This window comes from Thalassospira profundimaris (assembly GCF_003326675.1).
GTDB lineage: Bacteria > Pseudomonadota > Alphaproteobacteria > Rhodospirillales > Thalassospiraceae > Thalassospira > Thalassospira aquimaris.
Genome location: NZ_JPWF01000003.1, coordinates 127,523 through 151,849, shown reverse-complemented (window position 1 = coordinate 151,849; position 24,327 = coordinate 127,523). Strand labels below are relative to the sequence as shown.

Here is a 24,327-nt window from a genome sequence, read left to right as displayed (position 1 = left end):
CTTCGGATAATTTTAAAGTCAGCATCATGATTGAAGTCGGACAAGCCAAGCCAGAACATCGCGCTGGATGGGAACATCTTTGGCGCAAGAACATTGTTCAGTTTGGCGCGCCCGACATGTCAGACGATGTAATTGACGGTCTGTGGTCCCGTATCCTTGACCTTGACCATCCAATGCAGGCTTGGCTTGCAATTGATTGCCACACCGAAACGGGCGATCAGACCGTCGTCGGGTTTGCCCATCTGATTGTCCATCCCCACACCTTCACATTGCGCAATGTCGCGTATCTTGAAGATTTCTGGGTGGAACCTGATCAACGAGGCCGTGGTATCGGTGGGTTGATGATGACAGCCCTTCAAGATCACGCAAGAAAGAGCAACTGGGTTCGTCTTTACTGGCTGACAGCCAAGGATAACCTTGGCGCCCAGAAGCTTTATGACCGGATTGCAAAACGCGACGATTCAGTCCTCTACAAGATCGACACGATCTAGAAAATCGATGAGCACGACTTTCGAGACGCCATGGCATCGAAATTCACAGTCTGCCCCAAAAAACGACAAAATCTTCCCCGATAAACACCCGCGCTTGAAGGGATATTAACCTTTACCGGGTTCTGATGTGGGGTAACTGTCCGGGACCTTCCCGGTACTGCGTCGTTTAACGTGTGGACAAGATGACTGACTTCGCAAATCTCGATACTTCCGCCACGGACACACCGCTTGCCGGACAAGTGATCGCCGTAACATCGGGCGGAACCGGCGGCCATATGTTCCCCGCCGTTGCCTTGTCCAAATCACTGGTCCGACGCGGTGCCAAGGTTCTGTTTTTCACAGATGCCCGTGCGGCACGCTATACCGACGGCGTTGAAGGTGTTGAAACCGTCATCCTGCCCGCTGGTGGCATTGCCGGAAAAGGCATCAAGGGTCGCCTGACCGGCGCACTTCGACTGAGCCTTGGCACGTTAAAGGCGCGATCCCTGATCAAAAAGGCCAAACCGGCCGCTGTGATCGGCTTTGGCGGATATGCATCGATCCCGGCCACCATGTCGGCGAAGTGGCTTGGCATTCCCTATGCCATTCACGAACAGAACGCGGTTCTGGGCCGGGCAAACCGGCTGGTCGCCAGCAACGCCGAACGCATTGCCACATCCTTTTCCAAAGTCACGATGATCGCGCCAGGTGACGAGGCGAAAGTCATCTGGACGGGCAACCCGGTCCGCGCCGAGGTCGCGGCCCTTGCCGCCAGCGACTATGTCGCCCCGACCGAAGACGGCCCGATCCGTCTTTTGATCACCGGCGGATCGCAAGGTGCGCGCATTCTGTCCGAGGTCCTGCCAAATGCGCTTGTCAGCCTGCCCGAAGATATTCGCAAACGCCTTCATGTAACCCAGCAGGCCCGGGACGAAGATATTGATGCTGTGCGCGCGACCTATGAGGGAACATTGATTGATGTCACGCTTGCATCTTTCATCAACGATATTCCCGAAAAATTGCGTGATTGCCATTTGGTGATTGCACGATCCGGGGCATCGACAGTTGCCGAACTGACGGCGGCAGGTCGTCCGGGTTTTCTGGTTCCCCTGCCCCATGCCATTGATGATCATCAACGTTTTAACGCCCAGCAGGTCGAAGATTCTGGCGGGGCATGGTTGCTGCCACAGGATCGCTTTACCAGTGAACTGGTGTCTGAGCGCCTGACCAAACTTTTAACCAATCCGGCGGCCTTGACGCGCGCGGCAAAGGCCGCCAAAAGCAGCGGTCGCGCCAATGCCGCCGAACGGCTGGCAGATATGGTGCTTGATATGCTGGGCCTGAACCCGGCCGGAAGCCCGAACAACCAGAACATGCAGAAAGACGCCCAGAAGGTATGAGGAGACATGCAATGAACACCTTGCCGCTCAACATCGGCACCATCCACTTTGTCGGTATTGGTGGCATCGGCATGTCCGGTATTGCCGAAATTCTGCATAACCTTGGTTATTCGGTTCAGGGATCGGATATTTCTGACAATGCCAATGTGCAGCGTCTGCGCGGTCTTGGCATCAAGGTCTTTATCGGCCATCAGGGGTCGAATGTTGAAGAGGCCAAGGTGGTTGTGATTTCCACCGCGGTCAAACCGAACAACCCCGAAGTCGTTGCCGCGCGTGCGGAAATGATCCCGGTTGTCCGCCGTGCAGAAATGCTGGCCGAACTGATGCGCCTTAAGGCAGCAATTGCGATTGGTGGCACGCATGGCAAAACCACCACCACATCGCTGGTGGCAACCATGCTTGATGCGGCCGGGCTTGATCCGACCGTGATCAATGGCGGCATCATCAATTCATACGGCACCAATGCCCGCCTTGGCGAAGGCGACTGGATGGTCGTCGAAGCCGATGAGTCGGATGGCACATTCGTCAAAGTTCCGTCCACGATTTCGGTTGTCACCAATATCGATCCCGAACATCTTGATCACTGGAAAGATTTCGATCAACTGCGCGAAGCATTCAAAAACTTCGTTCAGAACATCCCGTTCTATGGCTTTGCCGTTCTGTGCATTGACCATCCCGAAGTTCAGGCCCTGATTGGCAAGGTGACGGATCGCCGTATTTTTACCTTTGGCTTCTCGCCGCAGGCCGATGTCCGTGCGGTCAATGTGCGCACCAATATTGGCGAAAGCATCTTTGACGTTGTCATTCGCGAACGCGTTGATAGCGAAGAACGTGTGATCAAGGATGTCCGTCTGCCGATGGTGGGTGATCACAACGTATCGAACTCGCTGGCTGCGATCACGGTTGCACTTGAACTTGGCATTCCCGACGAGAAAATCGTATCCGCCTTTGACGGCTTTACCGGGGTCAAGCGCCGCTTTACCAAAACCGGCGAAGTTGATGGCGTGACCATCATTGACGATTACGGCCATCACCCGGTCGAAATCAAAGCGGTTCTCAAAGCCGCCCGTCAAGCGACGCAGAACAATGTCATTGCCGTGGTTCAGCCGCACCGCTATTCGCGCCTGCATGACCTGTTTGAAGATTTCTGTACCTGCTTTAACGATGCCGACAGCGTGATTGTCGCCGATGTTTACGAAGCCGGTGAAAGCCCGATTGAAGGCGCATCGCGTGACGCCCTTGTCGAAGGGTTGCGCAATCGTGGTCACCGCCATGTCAGCGCCCTTGAAGGGCCGGACAAACTGGCCGAAACCATCGCAAACGAAGCCAAGCCGGGCGACCTTGTTGTCTGTCTTGGCGCCGGTTCCATCAGTGCATGGGCAAACGCCCTGCCCGCACAACTCGAAGCCCTGAAGAACTGAGACACCCTATGAGCACGCCGGGACACCATACACCGCTGATCGACCGCCTGCCCAAGGTACGGGGCAAGCTGCGTGAAGGCGCGCAACTGGCAAAGGTCACCTGGTTTCAGGTTGGCGGCCCGGCCGATGTGATGTTCCGCCCGGCCGATGAAGCCGATCTTGCCGGTTTTCTGAAAGGCAAACCCGACGACATGCCGGTCACGGTGATTGGCGTCGGCTCCAACCTTTTGGTTCGGGATGGTGGCATTCGTGGCGTTGTTGTCCGGTTAGGACGTCCCTTTACCGATGCGGCGATCAAGGATGGCGATCTTCATGTTGGTGCAGGTGCGCTTGATCTGAATGTCGCGCAGGTCGCACAGCAAGCTGGCATAGCAGGCCTTGAATTCCTGTCCGGGATTCCCGGAACCATCGGCGGCGCACTTCGTATGAATGCCGGCGCCTATGGCAGCGAAATCAAGGATGTCCTGATTTCGGCCACCGCACTTGATGGCAAAGGTGATTTGCACATTGTGACGCCCGATCAAATGGGCATGTCATATCGTCATTGCGATTTGCCCGAAGACTGGATTTTCACATCGGCCATCTTGCGCGGTACGCCCGGTGATCCGGCAGACATCGCCAAGCGCATGGACGAAATTCAACAGGCCCGCGCCGGATCGCAACCAATCAAATCGCGCACCGGCGGGTCGACCTTTGCCAATCCGGTGCCACAACGCGCATGGGAAGTCATTGATGCGGCCGGATGCCGCGGACTTACCATCGGTGGCGCGCAGATGTCCGAACAGCATTGCAATTTCATGATCAACACCGGTGATGCCACCGCACTTGATCTTGAAGAGTTGGGCGATGAAGTCCGCAAACGGGTTAAAGCACATAGCGGCGTTGAGCTGCGCTGGGAAATCCGGCGTATTGGCGAACGTCTTGGCCACTCGATCATAGGAAAAGACGCATGAGCAAACATGTCGCTGTCATTCTTGGCGGTTGGTCAGCAGAACGCGAAGTATCCCTTTCATCCGGGCGCGAATGTGCAAAGGCCCTACGTGAAAAGGGCTATCAAGTCACCGAGGTCGATGCCACCCGTGATCTTGCCCATCAGCTTGCCTCGATGGACCCCAAACCCGACGTGATTTTCAATGCCCTGCACGGGCGTTGGGGCGAAGACGGCGCGGTTCAGGGGCTGCTTGAAATCATGAATATCCCCTATACCCATTCCGGTGTGCGGGCATCGGCCATTGCCATGGATAAAATGTCCGCCAAGGCGATGTTTGCCGAATATGAAATTCCGTGTGCCCGCCACACCTGGGTGACACGTGGCGATATCGCCAATGGCAAAGCCATGCCCCCGCCCTATGTTCTGAAGCCCAATAACGAAGGGTCTTCTGTTGGCGTTGAAATCATCCTGACAGCCGAGGAAGAACAGAACATGCTGGCCCGTGACTGGGTACATGGTGACGGTGTCATGCAGGAAGAATTCATTGCCGGTCGCGAAATGACGGTTGCCGTCAAGGATGGCAAGGCAATGGAAGTCATCGAAATTCTGACCGGCAATCATGCCTTCTATGATTTTGAGTCGAAATACGCGCAAGGCGGTTCCGAACATATCGTTCCGGCCGACATTCACAGCGACCTGCGTGACAGCCTGCAACGCTACGCCGAAGAAGCCTATCGTGCGCTTGGTTGCCGGGGTGTTGCGCGGGCCGATTTCCGCTATGACCCGGAACAGGATCGCCTCGCCATCCTTGAAATCAATACCCAGCCGGGCATGACGCCGACATCGCTTGTCCCGGATGCAGCCCGTCATGATGGACTAAGCTTTGCAGATATCGTCGCCTGGATGGTGGAGGACGCTTCATGCGAACGCTAGGCACCATTGGCACGCTTGAAGAACAGGCGCGCGAACGCCGCGAGAAGCTTGATAAAAAGCACGGCTTTGTCCCCAACCTGAAAAAGGTTGCCCGTGTCATGTGGTGGCTCGGTTTTGTTGGTGCCGTCACCATTGTTCCGACGGCTCTTTGGTATACCGGCAAAGCTGACAAGTGGCTTGCAATCGCCGAAACCGAAAGCATTCGTCTGTCCGCCGAACTTGGTATGACAGTCAAAAACATCGAAGTATCGGGTCGCGAAAAAACCGACACCAATGCCCTGCTGGCGGCAATTGGTCAAAAGCCCGGCACGCCGATCATTACCTTTGATGTGGATGCCGCACGTGAACGCATCGAACAATTGTCGTGGGTGCGAACGGCAACGGTCGAACGGCAATTGCCCGATACACTGATTGTCTCGGTTGTCGAACGCAAACCGCTTGCCCTGTGGCAGACCGAAGATCGCGGTCACGTCCTGATTGATGGCGATGGCGAACAGCTTCAGAACTATGAACTCGGTGATTATCTTGATCTTCCGGTTCTGGTCGGAACCGACGCCCCGCAGAATGCAGCCGAGATGCTTCAAACCCTTCAAAGCATTCCCGATCTTTATGCCAAGGTCACCGGCGCACAGCGGATCGGCCATCGCCGCTGGAACATTCAGCTTTCAAATGGCATGTTTGTCCGTCTGCCCGAACATGACATGGCGAAGGCTTGGCAACGGCTTGAAACCCTTGTTGCCGAACATGACCTTCTGGATCGTGATGTTCTGATTGTCGATTTGCGTTTGCCTGATCGTACTTTTGTGCGTCTGACACCGGGGGCGGCGGAAAAGCGCCGCAATCCCCCAAAGAAGGAGGGAGCGGTCTAGATCGACCGCCCTCAATCACCAATCACGACTGATTGATACGCCATACCGGGATCGGATCGCTTAGGGTCTGAAGCGTATCGGGTGCGGCACCATTGATCACATCAAGAAGATGCGATGCCAATTGCTGCCCGGCGACGATCAGATCTTCGCGCAGACTGTCGACGCGCGGTCTGGTCAGGTCAAGCAGATCCGACGTTTCCTTGGCAATCACATCGACATCCTTGCCGACTTCCAGACCCGACTGGGTCATGCCGTCAATCAGGGCCATCGCGCAAAGCTCGCTTCCGCAAATGATGCCGTCGGGCATGTATTCTTGATGGCGCATTGCCATTCCGGCCTGCCGCAAAACTTCTATGCTGCTATCAAGATCCACACCGGGCAGAACCTTGAACGGAATGCCTGCCGATTCGGCAACCTCGGCAAGGCCCGCCAACGTTTCCTGATAATATGAAAACTCCGACGGCGGCGCCAAAAGCGCCAGACGTTTGCGCCCGCGTTTGATCATGCGCTCGGTCGCGACCCGGCTAAAGGCACGGTTATCAAAATCATGATAGGCATGATCAAGGATGGTCTGACATCGCCCGTGCGTGACAAAGGGCAATCCGCTTTGACGCAGCGCATGCACCCGTTCATCATCAGGCCGGATATGGGTCAGGATCACGCCATCGGCGGCCCGGGTTTCAAGGATATAGCGCACCGGGTCCATCGGATCATCCAGACGCGATTGCGGTGTCACCACTAGGTGATACGGCGTTCCACGGATCGCCTCGGAAATGCCGACAATCATGCGCCGGGCAAATTCCGGCACCTTGTCGGTTTGATCAAGAATAAGACTGATCACATTGGTCTTGCCCGTGCGCAAACGTACACCTGCGCGGTCGGGATGATATCCGATGGCGTCGGCGACCTTGCGCACACGTTCCTTGGTTTTCGCACCGATATCAGGCGCGTCTTTTAACGCGCGCGACACGGTCGTAACGCCAAGTCCCGTCATCTCGGCAATGGTTTTTAATGTGGGCCGTGACCGCGGGGATGACATCGCCCCCTTGCCGGTCAGATATGGATCAGACAGTTTTCCCAACCTCCGGGCTTGTCAGACGGTTAACGCAACCGTTCGCCACTTTGTGGATCAAAAAACACAATCTTTTCAAGATTGAAAAGCAATTCGGCAGACTGGTTTGCCATGCCCGGCCAATCCTGATGCAGACGGGTCACCACTTCCTTACCGCCCAGAACCGTAATCGCATAAATGTCCGCCCCGGCCGGTTCGACCACATCAATGCGGCATGCTGCCTGAATGCATTTATCCCCACCGCGTCCGGCGGCATCCGTGATGGCCTCAGGCCGGATACCCACCATGACCTCTTTGCCATTACGCGCACTAACCGTTGCAGGCAGCTTATCAAAGGACAGCACCAAGGGGGCACCATCGGCCCGCGTCATTTCAACCCTATTGCCATTAACCGTTGCCGGGATCAGGTTCATGGCCGGACTGCCCATGAAATCTGCAACGAACATGTTGCTGGGATCGTTATAGATTTCCGCAGGCGTTCCATATTGCTGGACGATGCCATCCTTTAGAACCGCAATGCGCGTGCCCAGTGTCATGGCCTCGATCTGGTCATGAGTGACATAGACAATGGTGCTGCCAAAAGTCTGATGCATACGCTTGATCTCGGTCCGCATATCCACGCGCAATTTGGCATCAAGGTTTGATAGCGGCTCGTCAAACAGGAACAGTTTCGGATTACGCACCAGGGCGCGCCCCATGGCTACGCGCTGGCGCTGCCCGCCGGAAAGCTGACCGGGTTTGCGATCCAGAAGATGTTCGATCTGAAGCGTCTTGGCGACTTCGGCGACCTTGGCGTCGCGTTCTTCCTTTGGCATGCCGCGCATTTCAAGCCCAAAGGAGATGTTCTGTCCGACATTCATATTCGGATAAAGCGCATAGCTTTGAAACACCATGGCGATGTTACGATCTGCGGGTGCCAGATCATCAATCACATTGCCTTCGATACGGATTTCCCCGGTGGTCAGCTTTTCCAGTCCCGCGATGGTATTAAGCAAGGTCGACTTGCCACAGCCCGACGGGCCCACCAGCACCAGAAATCCGCCTTCCTCAACATCGATTGAAATGTCGCGCAGGACATTTATCGGGCCGAAGCTTTTGCATACCTTGTCGATCTGAAGAAATGACATGGATATTCCCCTGAATTTTCTGTTTTTGGCCTAACCCTTGACCGCGCCTGCCATCAGTCCGCGTACGAAATAGCGGCCCGAAACGACATAGACGATCAGGGTCGGCAAGGCGGCAAGTACCGCACCGGCAAAGTGAACGTTGTATTCCTTGACCCCGGTCGATGATGACACAAGGTTGTTCAGCGCAACGGTCATCGGCATGGAATCAAAGTCGGCAAAGGACGCACCAAACAGGAAGTCATTCCAGATATTGGTGAACTGCCAGATCACAGTCACGACGATGATCGGCCCAGAACTTGGCAACAGAATGCGGGTAAAGGTTCGCCAGAACCCGGCACCGTCCATTTTGGCAGCCTTGATCAACTCGTCCGGAAAGGCCGCGTAATAGTTGCGGAAAAACAGCGTGGTAAAGCCAAGCCCGTAAACCACATGCACCAGAACCAGTCCGCTTGTTGTACCGGCAAGGCCAATGGCGCCCAACACACGCGCCATCGGGATCAAAACAATCTGGAACGGGATAAAGCAGGCAAACAACATCAATCCGAACACAACCTTGTCGCCCGGAAAACGCCATTTGGTCAGCACATAGCCATTCAATGCCCCAAGGAAGGTCGAAATTGTTACCGCCGGCACGACCATCAGAATGCTGTTGATGAAATAGGGACTTAACCCCGTCGGTTCGACCCCGATCTGGGCACTCGACCAGGCGGTCAGCCAAGGTTCAAACGTGAAATTCTTGGGTAACGACATCATGTTGCCGCCGCGAATTTCATCAAGCGTTTTGACGGAATTCACTAACATCACAAACAGCGGCAACAAATAGTAAACCGCAAACAGGATCAGCACGGCATAAAGGCAGGCACGCAACAATCGGCCACTTGAAAACGCAGGTTGCGAAGAATGGGACATTACCGGCGCTCCCTGAGTTCAGCATAAAGGTACGGCACGATAATCGATGCGATCATCGCCAGCATGATGACCGCGGACGATGCACCAACCCCCATCTGGTTGCGGGTAAAGGTATAGGAATACATGAACGTCGCGGGAAGCTCGGTCGCCCGCCCCGGCCCGCCATTGGTCAGGGCAATGACAAGGTCATAGGCCTTGATCGCAAGGTGGGCCAACACGACAAAGGCCGACAGAAATACCGGACGCAATTGCGGAATCATGATCCTTGTATAAAGGCTCCATCGACCGGCCCCGTCCATCTGCGCGGCTTTAAGGATTTCACTATCAATCCCGCGCAAACCGGCAAGAAACATGGCCATTACAAAGCCCGATGACTGCCAAACCGCGGCAATCACCACGGTATAGATCGCCATATTGCGATCCTTGATCCAGTCAAAGCTGAAGCTTTCCCATCCCCAAAGATGCATGGTGTTTTCAAGACCAAGACCCGGATCGAGGAACCACTTCCAGGCTGTTCCGGTCACGATGAAGGACAGCGCCATCGGATAGAGATAGATCGGGCGTAAAATGCCCTCTCCCCGAATTTTCTGATCAAGGAAAATTGCAAGGACAAGTCCAAGCAACGAACAAATCAGAATGTAAAGAATGCCAAAAATCGCAAGGTTCTGAAGGGCTGTGATCCAGTTTCGCTGCCCCCACAGGCGGGCATAATTCTCAAGCCCCTGCAAATCATAGGATGGCAACATCCGGCTGTCGGTCAGGGACAGATAACCGGTGTAAAGGATGAAACCGTAAACAAATAACAGGATTAAAAACAGACTGGGGCTCAGCACCAGCCGCGGAAGAATTTCCCGCAGGGTGGCTTCTGCCTTACCGGGCAGTGAGTGTTGCATTGACGATGCTCCGCACTTCCGCAATTCGGTTCGGCGGCCGGAACCCCGACCGCCGAAGATCATTTTTGTTTTTACTGCGCAGATTCAACTGCATTGACGAGCTCTTCGACCGCGGTTGCGGCATCGTACTCGCCATTGAAGTGGGCAGTGATCACGTCATACATGGCGTTTTTGACACCGGCTGGAACCGCGTGACCATGGGCCATTGATCCAAACAGGGTGCCTTTTTTGTTAGCAGCAGCCAGTTCGGCCATGCCCTTTTTACCACAGGCATCAAAGGCATCATTGGGAACGTCGGTACGTGCAGGAACGGACCCCTTGACCACGTTGAACGCCGACTGGAAGCTTGGCGACATGACAGCCGATGCCAGTTTCATCTGTGCGTCCTGACGGTCTTCACCGACCTTGAACATGACGAACTGGTCAGAGTTAAACGTCACCGCATCCTGCGTTCCCGGGAAGCGGAAGCACAGGAAGTCCTGATCGGGCACCTTGCCTGCATTCAGGAATTCACCCTTCGCCCAGTCGCCCATGAACTGCACACCGGCTTCCTTGTTGATCACCATCGCGGTTGCAAGGTTCCAGTCACGACCAGAGAAATTGTCATCCACATAGCCGCGCAATGTGGCCATACGTTCAAACACGGTTTTCATGGTATCCGAACCAAGTGCATCCGGGTCGGTATCGATCATTGATGCCTGATAGAAGTCCGGACCACCGGTTGCCATTACAACGGCATCAAAGATGGTCGCGTCCTGCCAGGCCTGACCACCATGGGCAACAGCGGTGTAGCCAGCCGCCTTGATCTTGTCGAGGGCTGCAATCAGTTCATCCCAGCTGCCCGGCTGTTTCAGGCCAAGCTCGTCAAAGATTGCCTTGTTGGCCCAGACCCAGTTGGTCGAGTGCACGTTAACCGGTGCAGCAATCCAGTGGCCGTCATATTTCGAAAAACCTTTAAGCGCATCAGGAACAACCGCGTCCCAACCTTCCTTGGCGGCAAGTTCATCAAGGTTGCCAAGAACGCCTTCACCCGCCCAATCCTTGATATCGAAACCAAGCATCTGAACAGCCGTCGGGGCGTTGCCCGACGTTACACGGGCACGCAGAACAGTCATAGCCTGTTCGCCGCCACCGCCCGCGACCGGCATGTCATTCCAAGAAACGCCCTGCCCTTCGAGATCCTTTTTAAGAACCTGAAGCGCCTTTGCCTCGCCACCGGCGGTCCACCAATGCAGAACTTCAACACTTTCCTGCGCGGATGCGATGCTGGTGGAAAGACCAAGTGCCGCGATCATGCCAAGCCCGGCACGTGTCATTTTGCCAAGAAACATTTTGCTTCCTCCCTGTACGGTTATTGTTTCGGCGCTTGATTACTGCAACGTTACAGTTGAGTGTCAAGCTGGACCTGTAACGTTGCAGTACAGCAAAAGGATTAGCGCAGGAAAAACCTTTGGTTGAGCAATTGACAATATCGCATCGCAAAAACAGCAATTTCAGGTAAAAGAACCCCGTCATGCAGAAGACTCGGTCCTGCCTTAACCAAATTGCAACCGCTTTTGGTGGAAAACGGGCTTAATAAGGTAGGGAAGGTACGCCTCCCTCCAATAACTTTAGAATAATTAGAGCAACCAAGTGGCACGCGGCAAAACCAGATCAGGATTGATTGCGGCTTTGGACATTGGAACGTCCAAGGTCTGCTGTTTCATTGCGCGACGCGAAAAGGACCAGCCGCCGAAAATTATCGGCATCGGACACAACATGTCCAAAGGGCTGCAAAGCGGATCGATTGCAAATCTTGATGCGGCACAGGAAGTTGTGCTCGCCGCGGTGAATGCTGCGGAAAAGATGGCAGGACACACGATTGAATCGGTTATCGTCAACCTGTCTGGCGGACGTCCGGAATCGGAAACCCATACGGTCGAATTGCCACTGGGGTCGCGCCCGATCGGCAATCTCGAAATCCGCAAGCTTAACGATCAGAAAGAAGCCCTGCTGCGTCAGGCGGGTGATGAGCTGATCCATACGGTGCCGCTTGGCTTCCGCCTTGATGGTGCCAGCTCGATGAATGACCCGCGCGGCATGTATGGATCAACCCTCGGTCTTGATCTGCATTTCGTGCGCACCCAGACAGCGCCGCTGCGTAACCTTGATACGTTGCTTGGCCGCTGCCATCTTGCGATTGAAGAAACCGTTGTCACCCCGCTGGCGTCGGGCCTTTCGGCCCTGACCCCGGATCAGCGCGATCTTGGTGCGACTGTGATTGACATGGGTGCCGGGACAACCAGTGTTGCCGTCTTCAACGGTGGCCAAGTGATCTATACCGCGTCGATTCCCGTCGGTGGTGCACATGTGACCCGCGACATTGCCTATGGGCTGAACACGTCGCTTAATCATGCCGAACGCATGAAAACCCTGCATGGCAGTGCGCTGACTTCGCCCTCGGACGATCAGGAAATCCTTGCGGTTCCGATCATCGGAGACGAGGACGAAAACAACTTCAACCATGTGCCGCGTTCGATGCTGATCAACATCATCAAGCCACGTCTGGAGGAAACCTTTGAGTTGATTCGCGACCAGCTCGAAGAACATGGCCTGACCCAGATTGGCGGACGCAGCATCGTTCTGACCGGCGGTGCCAGCCAGCTTAACGCGATCGCCGATCTGGCCAATCAGATGTTTGAGCGCCCGGCTACCATCGCCCAGCCACACGGGGTCACAGGCCTTGCCGAAGCCACCGCCGGCCCGGCATTCTCGGCCTGTGCAGGGTTGCTGTTGCGTGCAGTCGAACAACAGAATGATCCCCTTAGCGAAGCCATGGCATCGATTCACCAATCAGGTGGTCGTTGGGGTCGTCTTGGGGCGTGGTTTAAGGAAAACTTCTAGTTTCCTTGCCGGAAACCATGCCAGGACGGGCGGGAATCTGCGACTTCGAAAAATTCATGCATTTTTTTCCGTCTTTTTTCGAAAACTTCTACGCGCATTAACAAGCCAATAACTCTTTGCCCGCTAAAACGGACTCGGAGGTCTTTGTGCCCGAAGCATGTCTGGCACGCACAGGCAAAGGGAAGGCTTGTGTGATCTTTAAGCTCTAAAGCGCGGAGAGGAAGAGCAAACAATGAGCACTATTAATTTTTCCGTTCCTGAAACGGAAGAAAACCTTAAGCCGAAGATCACCGTTATCGGTGTCGGCGGCGCCGGCGGCAACGCCGTTAACAATATGATCGCATCCGAACTTGAAGGATGTGATTTTGTCGTCGCAAATACCGATTCTCAGGCCCTGACCCAAAGCAAAGCCACGCGCAAAATGCAGCTTGGCCGCAAGATCACCCAGGGTCTTGGTGCAGGTGCACGTCCAGATGCTGGTAGTGCCGCCGCCGAAGAATCGATTGAAGATATTCAGGCACAGCTTGAAGGCAGCCACATGGTATTCATCACCGCCGGTATGGGCGGTGGTACGGGTACCGGTGCCGCCCCGGTCATCGCACGTGCCGCCAAAGAGGCTGGCATTCTGACCGTTGGTGTTGTTACCAAGCCGTTCCATTTCGAAGGTACGCGCCGTATGCGTACTGCCGAACAGGGTATTGAACAGCTTCAGCAGTATGTTGACACCCTGATCATCATCCCGAACCAGAATCTGTTCCGGGTCGCGAACGAAAAAACCACCTTTGCAGATGCCTTCCAGATGGCTGACGATGTTCTGCGCAACGGTGTGCGTTCGATTACCGACCTTATGATGGTTCCGGGCCTGGTTAACCTCGACTTTGCCGATATCCGCACCGTCATGAGCGAGATGGGCAAAGCCATGATGGGTACCGGCGAAGCAACCGGCGAGAAACGTGCGCTTGAAGCTGCCGAGGCCGCCATTGCAAATCCGCTTCTGGAAGATGCTTCGATGAAGGGCGCACGTGCTGTCCTGATCAACATCACCGGCGGCATGGATATGGCACTCTATGAAGTTGACGAAGCCGCGAACCGTATTCGCGAAGAAGTTGCTTCCGAAGCCAACATCATCTTTGGTTCGACCTTCGATCCGACCATCGAGGGCGCGCTGCGCGTTTCTGTTGTTGCCACGGGCATCGACGCCGAAGAAATGCGTCGTCCGCAGCCGACCACCGTTTCGGTTGCCCAGCCCAAAGCAGCCCAGCCGATGGAAAAGCCGGCCATGCCGTCCTTTGGTCAGCACGGTGCCGCGAACGCAGCCGCCAGCGTTGCAGAACAGGCAAGCCCGGCAGCCGCAGGCGACTATAACGGTGGTGCATCGATCGATCACATTCCGGCAGAACGCTTTGCTGCAACTGGCAGTGCACAGCAGCCGGAACTGAGCCACGGTGCAGAAGCACAGGAAACCGGTTCCATAGAAATCGGCCAGACCGTTCTGAAGCCGAAACCGGTTCTGCGTGCGACCCAGCCGATGGAAAAAGCCAACAGCAACGGCGACATGGCATTCATTCCGCCGCGCGCGGTTTCGCCTGCCGAAGCAGAACAGGTCAATCACAGCCCGGACGTTTTCGAAGCGGCCGATGCCCAGAATGCGACTTCGCCACGTTCGGTTCTGAGCAGCCTGTTTGGCAAGAACAAGACCGTCAAGGAACCGCATCAGCACGTAGAACCGAAAGTCTCGCAACCGCAGGCACCGGCACCGCGTCAGACTGAAATGTCGCTTGGCGAAGACAGTGCATCTGTCATGAAGAAGGAGCCCGCTTCCCGGGGCAAGGCGCAGGGCGCGTCTGACGACCTTCTTGAAATTCCGGCCTTCCTTCGTCGTCAGGCAAACTGACGACGATCTCCGCGCGAAGAAAGGGAAGGCTTGGGGCCTTCCCTTTTTTTATAGCCGGACCAAAACACATGACGTGCGGGAACAGGAAATGTGAACAGAAATGTTTCACGCATCCGTTTCACAGAAATCAAAACTCCGATTAACATATTGTTTTAAATATATTTATTTACGCCTCCGATGATTTACAAAGCGTAACAAAGAGTGATTTGAGTGATTGTCACAACCTCTGTAGTGTCTGAAGCTAACGAAGTAAGGGTGATTACCCTGCCAATGACTTCGACGAAGATTGATTACAACCTGACTGACCTGATTTGGGGGTTCCTGTGAACAACATTGCCGACCTTAGTGCTGCGATCGCGCAGACAGGCGTTGCCGGTGACCATTATGTGCGTCAACGCACTTTGAAAGCGTCCATCGGCTGTGCAGGCGTCGGACTGCATTCCGGTCACAAAATCCGCATCACACTGCACCCTGCCCCGGTTAATCATGGCATCGTATTTCGCCGCACGGATCTGGAAGACCAGCCGCTGTTTCCGGCACGTTATGACGCTGTGATCGATACCCGTTTGTGCACCTGCCTTGGCGATGCGTCCAAGGGCATCAAGATCGGCACCATCGAACATCTGATGGCGGCCTTGGCCGGATCGCGCATTGATAACGTCCTGATCGACATCGATGCCGATGAAGTCCCGGTTATGGATGGCAGTTCCGCGCCGTTCAACTTCCTGATTGATTGCGTTGGCATCGAAGAACAGAGTGCTCCGCGTCAGGTCATCGAAGTCCTGAAACCGGTTGAAGTTGAATATAACGGCTGCACCGCACGCGTTGAGCCGGGCCACGGTTTTGAAATTGATTTTGAAATCGACTTTGCCAGCAAGGCCATCGCCAATCAGCGTATGAGCGTAAAGTTCGACGACGGCGTTTTCGTTTCGGACATCTCGCGTGCACGTACATTTGGCTTCCTTCACGAAGTTGAAGCCATGCGCGCAGCGGGTCTGGCGCGTGGTGGTTCGCTTGACAATGCGGTCGTTCTTTCCGGCGATGAAGTCATGAACGAAGAAGGACTGCGTTACGAAGACGAATTCGTTCGCCACAAAATCCTTGATGCGCTGGGCGATCTTTATACCGCCGGCTTGCAGCTTCAGGGCAAGGTAACCGCGTATAAATCCGGTCACCACGTCAATAACCTGCTGCTTCAGGCGCTGCTGGCAGACGAGACCGCCTATCAGATTGTCCCGATGGCTAAAGCCGCCCTGCACAGCGCGATGGCACCGGTTCTTGCAACCGCCTGAGATCGCGTTTCCCTGCCGATGGCAGACAGAAAACCCAAAGAAAATGGCGGCCCGTCGGGTCGCCATTTTTGCTGTTTGGGACCGAAGATAAATGGGCGCGAACCCTGTCGCGCATAAAAGTCACGGATTGGCGACACAACTACTTGCCCAACCACGCCCTTCGCATGATATAGTCCGGCGGATTTTCCCGTGAGTGCGTCACAAAATTCAAGGATAGGTCACAGTGCTTAGTACCGTTCGCGCCAAACAGATCATTGCAACATGCGGCATGGCCATTTTGCTTGCTGCCTGCTCCAGCAATGAGGCACCGGAATATATCGAACGTCCGGTTTCCGAACTGTATAACGGCGCGCAAGACCTGCTTGATGCCAAGGAATACCAGAAAGCCGCAGAGGCCTTTGACGAAGTTGAACGCCAGCACCCTTATTCGGTCTGGGCGACCAAGGCGACCCTGATGGCGGCCTATTCCTATTATCAGGACAACAAATATGATGACGCCATCAACGCACTTGATCGCTTCATCTCGCTGCATCCGGCGAACCCGGATGTGCCCTATGCCTATTATCTTAAGGCATTGTCCTATTACGAACAGATTTCCGACGTCGGCCGCGATCAGCAAATGACCCAGCATGCCATGGAAGCACTGGACGACGTCATTCGCCGCTTCCCTGACAGCAAATATTCCCGTGACGCCAAGCTGAAAAAAGACCTGACGGTCGATCACCTTGCCGGTAAGGAAATGAATGTCGGCCGCTACTATCAGGATCGCCAGGAATTTCTGGCTGCGATCAACCGTTTCAAATCGGTTATCGAAAAATATCAGACCACGACCCATGTTCCCGAAGCACTGGCACGTTTGACGGAATGCTATTTGGCGCTTGGTCTTGAAGGCGAAGCAAAGCGCACGGCAGCCGTGCTTGGCCATAACTTCCCGGGCAGCGAATATTACAGCGAATCCTACGATCTTCTGGTTGGCGAAGGCGGTACAAGCCGTACCGAGGAAAGCTGGTGGGATTCGGCAACCAAGTCGATCACCGACCTGTTCTGATTTTCAAGCCATTCCAACCAGTGATCCCTGTCAGGTTAACTTGACTAACAGGACCAATCAACCATAGAACACAACAGGAACAAACTGTAATTAGGTCCTGTTTTAAAACCCTTTTGACCCGCCCGTACCGAATGCGTGTTTTTGATGATGTGCGGGATCTTGCAACACTTGCAAGCCGGGTCGGTATTGGGCACTCTGCAAATTGCAAAGATGTTTGACCAAACTGTCTGCTGCCCCGTTAACAACATCAGTACCCAGAAATGCTTCGACGCCTCAGCATTCGGAACGTAGTCCTTATCGACAAGCTGGATCTTGATTTCCACGACGGGCTTAGTGTCCTGACGGGTGAAACCGGTGCCGGTAAATCCATTCTGCTTGATTCTCTGGGGCTTGCACTGGGCGCACGCGCCGATAGCGGCCTTGTCCGCCACGGCTGCGACAAATGCAGTGTGACGGCGACCTTCAGTCTGCCGCAGGGACACCCGGTCTTCCGGCTCTTATCCGAGCAAGATATCGATCTTGATAGCGAAGAATTGGTTGTTCGCCGTGTTGTGACCGCAGATGGCCGGTCGCGCGCCTATGTCAATGATCAGTCGGTTTCCGTCGGCTTGCTGCGTGATGTGGGCGATTACTGCGTGGAAATTCAGGGCCAGTTTGATCAACACGGCCTGCTTGATCCGACCACCCATCGCGCCACCCTTGATGCGCACGGCAATCTTGGCCATCTGGCACTGACCGTACGCGATCATTGGCGCGCCTGGCGAGAAACCCAAAAGGAACTGAACGCGGCACGTGCGCGGATCGACAAGGCCCGCGAAGAAGAAGAATGGCTGCGTCATGCGGTTGACGAACTGGAAAAACTGGGCCCGGAAGAAGGCGAGGAAGAACGTCTTGCCGAAGAACGCCAATTCCTGATGCATGGCGAAAAGCTGGTTGCCGCATTGAATGACGCCGGTAATGAGCTTTCACGTGGCAAGGGCGCGGAAAGCGCGCTTCGTGGTGCGCAACGTTGCCTTGAACGCGAACTTGAAAAGGCCGATGGCCGGTTTGAACCGATCATCGAAGCCCTTGATCGCGCTGCCATCGAACTTGAAGAAGCCAACCGGGCAATTTCGGCAACCCTTGCTGATCTGAATGTCGATACTGGCCACCAGGAAACCGTTGAAGAACGGCTTTTTGCCCTGCGGGCGGCGGCACGCAAATACAATGTGCCGGTCGATGGCCTGAATGCCATGATGAAGGATTTCAGATCGCAGATCGATCAACTGGAATTTGGCGAAAAAGAACTGTCGCGACTGACCGCCGCCGTCAGCGAATACCGCAAGGCGTATATTGAGGCCGGTCAGAAACTGCATGCCGCACGCCGCGAGGCCGCGGCCAAGCTTGACGGTGCGATCAATGCAGAACTGCCACCGCTTCGCATGGAAAAAGCCCGTTTTGTTACCGACATCGCCGAGGTCGAGGAAAATGAATGGGGCATTGACGGTATAGACCGGGTGCAATTCACCGTTGCCACCAACCCCGGAAGTCCTCCCGGTGCCCTGAACAAGATCGCATCAGGTGGCGAGCTTTCCCGCTTCCTACTGGCGCTGAAAGTCGTTCTGGCGCGTGTATCAGCCGTTCCCAGCCTTGTCTTTGACGAAGTTGACAGCGGCGTTGGTGGTGCTACTGCAGCCGCCATCGGACAGCGTTTGCACCTTTTGGCAAAGGAACGCCAGATTCTGGTGATTACCCACAGCCCGCAGGTTGCGGCACGCGGACGCACGCATTTCTATATTGCCAAACGCGAAACAGACGGCACCATGGTCACGCGGGTCGATCCACTGGTTGATGGTGCGCGGCGAGAAGAAATTGCACGTATGCTGGCCGGACATTCCGTCACGGCCGAGGCCCGTGCGGCGGCTGACAGCCTGCTTGAACAACCGAATTAACATCCGGCGTTTACGCCACCAAACTTCGAATACGGAACAAAAAGAATATGAACGCCGAACATGCGTCAAACACGTCCAGCCTTCCGGAAATGCCTGCGACAAGCACCGAGGCACGCAAACAGCATGCGGAAATTTCCGAACGCATTCGTTCCTTTAACGAAGCCTATTATGTGAATGACGAACCGCTGGTACCTGATGCGGAATACGACGCGCTGTTCAACCGTCTGATCGAACTTGAATCGCACTATCCGACCCTAAAGAAAAACAGCCCGACACAGGAAGTGGGGGCTGCCCCGGCCGAAGGCTTTACCAAGGTCAAACATGCGCGCCCGATGCTGTCGCTTGGCAATGCGTTTTCCCGCGAAGACATCGTCGATTTTCTGGCCCGTATTCGCCGTTTCCTGAACCTGACGGCACATAGCCCGGTCGAGGTCGTTGGCGAACCAAAGATTGATGGCCTGTCGCTGTCGCTACGCTACGAAGGCCGCAAACTTGTTACTGCCGCCACCCGAGGCGACGGGGCCGAAGGTGAAGACGTTACCGCCAATGTCGCCCATATTGATGACATTCCCAAAACCCTGCCCGACGATGCGCCCGACGTGGTCGAAATTCGCGGCGAGGTTTATATGGCGCGTTCCGCCTTCCATAAACTGAACGAAACCCAGGCCGAAACCGGCGGCAAGACATTTGCCAATCCGCGTAATGCCGCCGCCGGGTCCTTGCGCCAGCTTGACCCGTCAATCAGTGCGAAACGCCCGCTTCGTTTCTTTGCCTACAGCTTTGGCGAATTGTCCGAAAGTCTGGCCCAAACTCAATGGGATTTCCTGCAAAAGGTTGATGGTTGGGGTTTCGTCATTAACCCGCTGACCAGGCGTTTGAATGATGCTGATGACATCATGACGTTTTATGACGAACTCGGTAACCAGCGCCCGGATCTTGATTACGACATTGATGGCATTGTCTATAAGGTCAATGACTTTGAACTTCAGCTGCGTCTTGGCTTTGTCAGCCGTTCGCCACGCTGGGCCATTGCCCACAAGTTCCCGGCTGAACAGGCCCGCACCCGCCTGAATGCCATTGACATCCAGGTTGGCCGTACTGGCGCGCTGACCCCGGTCGCCCGACTTGAACCGGTCACGGTTGGCGGCGTTGTTGTGTCAAACGCCACCCTGCATAACCGCGACGAGATCGAACGTCTTGGTGTTCGGGTTGGCGACATGGTGGTCATCCAGCGTGCCGGCGATGTGATCCCGCAGGTGGTCGAGGTTATTCTTGATGAACGCCCCGAAGGCACCGAGGAATATCAATTCCCAGATGAATGCCCGAAATGCCACAGCCATGCCATGCGCGAAGAAGGCGAAGCCGTCACGCGCTGCACCGGCGGTCTGATTTGCCCGGCACAGGCGGTTGAGCGACTTAAACATTTTGTGTCACGCAATGCCTTTGATATCGATGGCATGGGTGCGAAAAATATCGAAGCCTTCTTTGAACTTGGCTGGGTCAAATCACCGGGCGATATCTTCCGGCTTGAAACCGATCACAACGAAGCGATCAGAAAGCTTGAAGGTTGGGGCGACAAATCCGCCACCAAGCTGTTTGACGGCATAAACGAACGCAGAACCATCGGCCTTGACCGGTTTATCTATGCCCTTGGCATTCGTCAGATCGGTCAGGCAACTGCCAAACTTCTGGCCCGCCATTATGGTTCGGTAACCGAATGGCGCAGTGCCATAATTAACGCCAATCAAGCTGATAGTGATGCCTTGCGTGAACTGATCAATATCGATCAGATCGGACCGGGTGTTGCCAAGGACCTGATCGAATTCATGGCCGAGGACCACAATCTTGCGGTTCTTGATGATTTGCAGGAAGTCCTGACCATCACGGACGTCGAAGCGCCAAGCGTGTCCGACAGTCCGGTCAGCGGCAAGACGGTTGTCTTTACCGGCAAGCTTGAATTGTTTTCACGTAACGAGGCCAAGGTCAAAGCCGAAAGCCTTGGGGCTAAAGTAGCGGGTTCTGTTTCGGCCAAAACCGATTATCTTGTTGCAGGACCGGGTGCAGGCTCCAAATTGAAGAAAGCAGAAGAATTAGGTGTTACAGTTCTTGATGAACAAGGCTGGCTCGATCTGATTGCCGCCGAATAAGTGCGGAACATGACCAAGGGAATGTGTGCCGATGGAAGATCTAGGAAGTTTTTTTCGCCGCTATGTTGATGCCCATCTCAAGCTTGAAGAAGACGTGCTTGACGAGTTTTTCCACTTTCCCTGTCTGATCAACGACCTGTCTGGTGTCCACGCGATTGGTCAATCTGGTGATCTGCACACATATCATCAGTCATTCTTTGAAGAATTGCGGAATGCCGATCTGGCAATGGCAAAGTCGATGGTTGTCGAACAGCATTCATCCCTTCCGGGTGGCGCGCGCGCAATCGTTTCCTTCCGCTTTGGCAATTCGGAAAACAACCTGATCTTTGATTGCGATTATGCCTTTGCCCTGCTTAAGCAGGATGAGAAATGGAAAATCGTTTTCGCCCAACTTGATGAAATCCGATATAGCGACCTGTATTGAGGTCCGTGATGGCCTACCGATTTTCTCGACCAATCTGGATGATCTGTGCGGCACTGCTTTTGACAAGCGCGCCGGGTCTTGCCAAAGCCGATCCGGATTATGAAAGACTTTCGGGTCCGGCACGGGCCATTGATGCCGATACTCTTGAATTCGGCTTCAAACGCATTGATCTTTGGGGGGCGGATGCCATGAACCGCTTCCAGAAATGTCTGATCAATGGTCAAAGCACGGCCTGTGGTGCTGAAGCCTGGCAAATCACCACCAACCTTTTGGTTGCGACACCAATCACCTGCGAAGTCCGCGGTAAAAGCCGCTATCACCGCAATATGGCGGTATGTCGCAATGCCAATGGTGTTGATATCGGGCAAAGCCTGATTGCGCGCGGTTTGGCCGTGGCCCGGACAGACCAGATGCCGGAATATGGCACAGTTGAGAGCCGCGCGAAACAAAGCAGAACAGGCGTGTGGGCGGGTCAGTTTATTGATCCGCTTAAATGGCGACGTGGCGAACGACTTCCCGAACATGAAACCGAAGTCCGCCGTTGGCAGCGCGAGAACTGATCACGCTGCCAAGGATTTCCATCACCTTACGATCTGGCGAACGGGCGCGCCAATAACCGTCCCAGTCCAGCCAGACTAAAACTGTTTTTCAGGGACGCGACACCAAGTATCACAACCGCAAACCCAACCAACTGCGGGATTGTCAGAATTTCGCCAAGCAACAGCCAGGCAGCAAAGAACGTCATGGCAGGACCTGATAACGAAATCAAAGATGCCTGTGTCGCCCCGATGCGCCGGATGCCTTCATAAAGCAGGAAGAACGGGATTACGGTGCAAAAGATCGAAATCCCCGCCGTCCACAAAACACCATCGAGATTAAGGTTCAACGGCTTCTGAACAACCAGTTCATAAAGAACCATCGAAAGCCCCGCCATGGTGTTGATGAGTGCGGCAAAATGCATCGACCCGATGGTTTTGATCATCCCCTGCCCGAAATAAAGATAGCAGGCATAAATCAAAGCAGACCCGAACGCCCAGGCCGCCCCATACCACAAATTACCCGACACCATATCAAACCCGTTCGGCGCAAGAACCAGCATCAAACCGATATATGTCATCACAAAGCAAACCACCTGCCGGATCGGTGGCAAGCGTCGTTTGTGCAATATTTCAAGAATCATGACGATTGCCGGGAACGTAAACAGGACAATCCGCGAAACGGTGACATCAATCAGAGAGACAGCGGTAAAGTCAAACAGGGCTGCGGCAAAAAACAATCCACCGAACAATGCACCCCACAACAAATCCGTCGGCTTCATCTTGCGGTCGCCGGGACGCTTTTTGCCAAACAGATAAACGCCCAGCCAAAAGAACGGCATCGCAAACAGAAAACGCAGCAACAACAACCCGTCAACGGTCATTCCGGTGGCATAGACGAATTTTGCCAGCAACCCCTTCATGGCAAAGGCAAGGGTCGACAGCAAAACAACCGTCAGGGCAGAACCCATCAGTTTTTCAGGATTTTTGGCGGCAATATTTGACGATTGGTCCGCGACAGATGATGTCGCGCGATCAGCGTGGGGCTGTGATGACATGGGGGTCTCCGATCCTCTCTCGGCGTTCAGTGTTACCCGTGCTCTGTCATTATACAAATCGAATTAATTGCTATCAGATATCAGCTTTGGCTATATCTTGGAGATATGCACTGCCTTTGGCGCAATCAGGACAGCCTTCCATGGATATCAAGCAGCTTAGAAGTTTCGTTCATATTGCCGAATTGGGAAGCCTTTCGCGGGCAGCAGAACGGTTGAACCTGTCACAACCGGCTTTGAGCCGCCAGCTTAACCTGCTTGAAGAAACGCTTGATACCAAGTTGCTTGAACGGACCGGCCGCGGGGTCAAACTGACCGAAGCCGGACAGATGCTGGCCGAACGCGCGCGCGTTATCCTGTCCGATCTTGCCCGGCTCGAGGCCGACCTGACAGCCCGCAGCAACAAGGTCACTGGCCATGTTCATGTCGGGGTGCCGCCCAGTGCAGGGATCGTGATTACCGGTGCCTTGATCGAACGTCTGCGTGATCATTATCCCGATCTGAATATCTCGGTTGCCGAAGACCTGACCGGGGACGTTCAGGAAGGTCTGCTTTCGGGGCGGTTGGATATCGGGATTTTACATGACGGCATGATTTCGCGCAGCCTGCATGCCGAACCGCTTTGGCGTGAAGACCTTTTTCTGATCTCGCACCCGTCACAGGTTGGTGAACAGGAAACCGAGATTGCCTATGAAGATGTTCTGTCCCTGCCCCTGATCATGCCAACCAACAAACATGGCCTGCGCGCCAAGATGCAGGAAGCCGCCTTTCGCGCCGGTCGCCCCCTGACCCCGGTGGTCGAGGCCGATGCACTTCGTGTTCTTGTTGACCTTGTTCATCGCAATGTCGGGCACACGGTATTACCGCGCAGCTCGCTGGTCATGGAACTGTCAACCGGGCGGCTTAAGGCCCGGCGGATCATAAATCCCGAACTGTCGCGCAAAGTCATGCTGTCATGGTTGCATGACCGTCCGCTCAGCACCGGGGCAAAGGCCGTTGTCGATACCTTGCGCGATCTGGCTGGCACCATGCCGATGGCAGAAAGGTAATGCACCCCGAATACAACAAAGCCCCGACCGCATCGGCGATCAG

21 protein-coding genes are annotated in these 24,327 nt (G+C 54.8%); 15 read left to right on the top strand and 6 right to left on the bottom strand.

The genetic code is table 11. The features are described from left to right. Positions 1 to 26: 26 nt before the first annotated feature. From TH19_RS05575 to TH19_RS05550, 6 genes are all read left to right on the top strand, one after another. Positions 27 to 491, top strand: coding sequence for a GNAT family N-acetyltransferase (locus tag TH19_RS05575; protein WP_114101355.1), 465 nt, complete (start codon positions 27 to 29; stop codon positions 489 to 491). Positions 492 to 673: 182 nt separating this feature from the next. Next, positions 674 to 1,870, top strand: coding sequence for an undecaprenyldiphospho-muramoylpentapeptide beta-N-acetylglucosaminyltransferase (gene murG / locus TH19_RS05570; protein ID WP_114101354.1), 1,197 nt, complete (start codon positions 674 to 676; stop codon positions 1,868 to 1,870). Positions 1,871 to 1,881: 11 nt separating this feature from the next. Next, a complete protein-coding gene (gene murC, locus TH19_RS05565) occupies positions 1,882 to 3,291 on the top strand; it encodes a UDP-N-acetylmuramate--L-alanine ligase (RefSeq protein WP_114101353.1) in 1,410 nt (469 codons plus the stop codon). Between the two features lie 8 nt (positions 3,292 to 3,299). Further along, complete coding sequence (gene murB, locus TH19_RS05560; protein ID WP_114101352.1) at positions 3,300 to 4,244, top strand: UDP-N-acetylmuramate dehydrogenase; 945 nt, start codon at positions 3,300 to 3,302, stop codon at positions 4,242 to 4,244. Beyond that, the gene (locus TH19_RS05555) at positions 4,241 to 5,155 is read left to right on the top strand and encodes a D-alanine--D-alanine ligase (RefSeq protein ID WP_114101351.1); all 915 of its coding nucleotides are present in this window, start codon (positions 4,241 to 4,243) and stop codon (positions 5,153 to 5,155) included. The genes murB and TH19_RS05555 overlap by 4 nt, the downstream gene beginning before the upstream one ends. Beyond that, positions 5,143 to 6,024 carry a cell division protein FtsQ/DivIB gene (locus TH19_RS05550; RefSeq protein WP_258547837.1) on the top strand — a complete coding sequence of 294 codons (882 nt, stop codon included), beginning with the start codon at positions 5,143 to 5,145 and terminating at the stop codon, positions 6,022 to 6,024. Before TH19_RS05555 ends, TH19_RS05550 begins: the two co-directional genes overlap by 13 nt. A 22-nt stretch (positions 6,025 to 6,046) precedes the next feature. Here the strand turns inward: TH19_RS05550 and TH19_RS05545 are convergent, their stop codons facing one another. From TH19_RS05545 to TH19_RS05525, 5 genes are all read right to left on the bottom strand, one after another. Further along, positions 6,047 to 7,105, bottom strand: a complete 1,059-nt coding sequence (locus TH19_RS05545; protein ID WP_220151694.1) for a LacI family transcriptional regulator — start codon at positions 7,103 to 7,105, stop codon at positions 6,047 to 6,049. Positions 7,106 to 7,125: 20 nt separating this feature from the next. Continuing rightward, positions 7,126 to 8,223: an ABC transporter ATP-binding protein gene (locus TH19_RS05540; RefSeq protein ID WP_114101350.1), complete on the bottom strand. Its 1,098-nt coding sequence runs from the start codon at positions 8,221 to 8,223 to the stop codon at positions 7,126 to 7,128. A 30-nt stretch (positions 8,224 to 8,253) separates the two neighbouring features. Next, positions 8,254 to 9,132, bottom strand: a complete 879-nt coding sequence (locus TH19_RS05535; protein WP_114101349.1) for a carbohydrate ABC transporter permease — start codon at positions 9,130 to 9,132, stop codon at positions 8,254 to 8,256. After that, positions 9,132 to 10,025 (bottom strand): carbohydrate ABC transporter permease, encoded by an 894-nt coding sequence (locus TH19_RS05530; RefSeq protein ID WP_114101348.1) that lies wholly within the window; start codon positions 10,023 to 10,025, stop codon positions 9,132 to 9,134. Before TH19_RS05530 ends, TH19_RS05535 begins: the two co-directional genes overlap by 1 nt. Before the next feature lie 71 nt (positions 10,026 to 10,096). Further along, positions 10,097 to 11,356: an ABC transporter substrate-binding protein gene (locus TH19_RS05525; RefSeq protein WP_114101347.1), complete on the bottom strand. Its 1,260-nt coding sequence runs from the start codon at positions 11,354 to 11,356 to the stop codon at positions 10,097 to 10,099. Positions 11,357 to 11,657: 301 nt separating this feature from the next. On the opposite strand from TH19_RS05525, the gene ftsA reads away from it, so the two are divergent. From ftsA to TH19_RS05485, 8 genes are all read left to right on the top strand, one after another. Continuing rightward, positions 11,658 to 12,908: a cell division protein FtsA gene (gene ftsA, locus TH19_RS05520; RefSeq protein ID WP_114101346.1), complete on the top strand. Its 1,251-nt coding sequence runs from the start codon at positions 11,658 to 11,660 to the stop codon at positions 12,906 to 12,908. A gap of 232 nt (positions 12,909 to 13,140) precedes the next feature. Next, positions 13,141 to 14,802, top strand: a complete 1,662-nt coding sequence (gene ftsZ / locus TH19_RS05515) for a cell division protein FtsZ (RefSeq protein ID WP_114101345.1) — start codon at positions 13,141 to 13,143, stop codon at positions 14,800 to 14,802. Positions 14,803 to 15,125: 323 nt separating this feature from the next. Further along, positions 15,126 to 16,094 carry a UDP-3-O-acyl-N-acetylglucosamine deacetylase gene (lpxC, locus tag TH19_RS05510; protein ID WP_114101344.1) on the top strand — a complete coding sequence of 323 codons (969 nt, stop codon included), beginning with the start codon at positions 15,126 to 15,128 and terminating at the stop codon, positions 16,092 to 16,094. Positions 16,095 to 16,317: 223 nt separating this feature from the next. Then, entirely contained in the window at positions 16,318 to 17,142 is an 825-nt protein-coding gene (locus TH19_RS05505) for an outer membrane protein assembly factor BamD (RefSeq protein WP_114101343.1), read from the top strand. A 260-nt stretch (positions 17,143 to 17,402) separates the two neighbouring features. Next, on the top strand, positions 17,403 to 19,073 hold the full coding sequence (gene recN, locus TH19_RS05500; RefSeq protein ID WP_114101342.1) for a DNA repair protein RecN: 1,671 nt from the start codon (positions 17,403 to 17,405) through the stop codon (positions 19,071 to 19,073). 47 nt (positions 19,074 to 19,120) lie between these two features. Continuing rightward, positions 19,121 to 21,220: an NAD-dependent DNA ligase LigA gene (ligA, locus tag TH19_RS05495; RefSeq protein ID WP_114101341.1), complete on the top strand. Its 2,100-nt coding sequence runs from the start codon at positions 19,121 to 19,123 to the stop codon at positions 21,218 to 21,220. A 31-nt stretch (positions 21,221 to 21,251) separates the two neighbouring features. After that, entirely contained in the window at positions 21,252 to 21,644 is a 393-nt protein-coding gene (locus tag TH19_RS05490; protein WP_114101340.1) for a hypothetical protein, read from the top strand. 8 nt (positions 21,645 to 21,652) lie between these two features. Then, positions 21,653 to 22,204, top strand: coding sequence for a thermonuclease family protein (locus tag TH19_RS05485; RefSeq protein WP_114101339.1), 552 nt, complete (start codon positions 21,653 to 21,655; stop codon positions 22,202 to 22,204). Between the two features lie 26 nt (positions 22,205 to 22,230). Here the strand turns inward: TH19_RS05485 and TH19_RS05480 are convergent, their stop codons facing one another. Next, complete coding sequence (locus TH19_RS05480; RefSeq protein ID WP_258547836.1) at positions 22,231 to 23,238, bottom strand: DMT family transporter; 1,008 nt, start codon at positions 23,236 to 23,238, stop codon at positions 22,231 to 22,233. Between the two features lie 140 nt (positions 23,239 to 23,378). Between TH19_RS05480 and TH19_RS05475 the strand changes: the two genes are divergently transcribed. Further along, a complete protein-coding gene (locus TH19_RS05475; RefSeq protein WP_114101338.1) occupies positions 23,379 to 24,284 on the top strand; it encodes a LysR family transcriptional regulator in 906 nt (301 codons plus the stop codon). Positions 24,285 to 24,327: the final 43 nt, after the last annotated feature.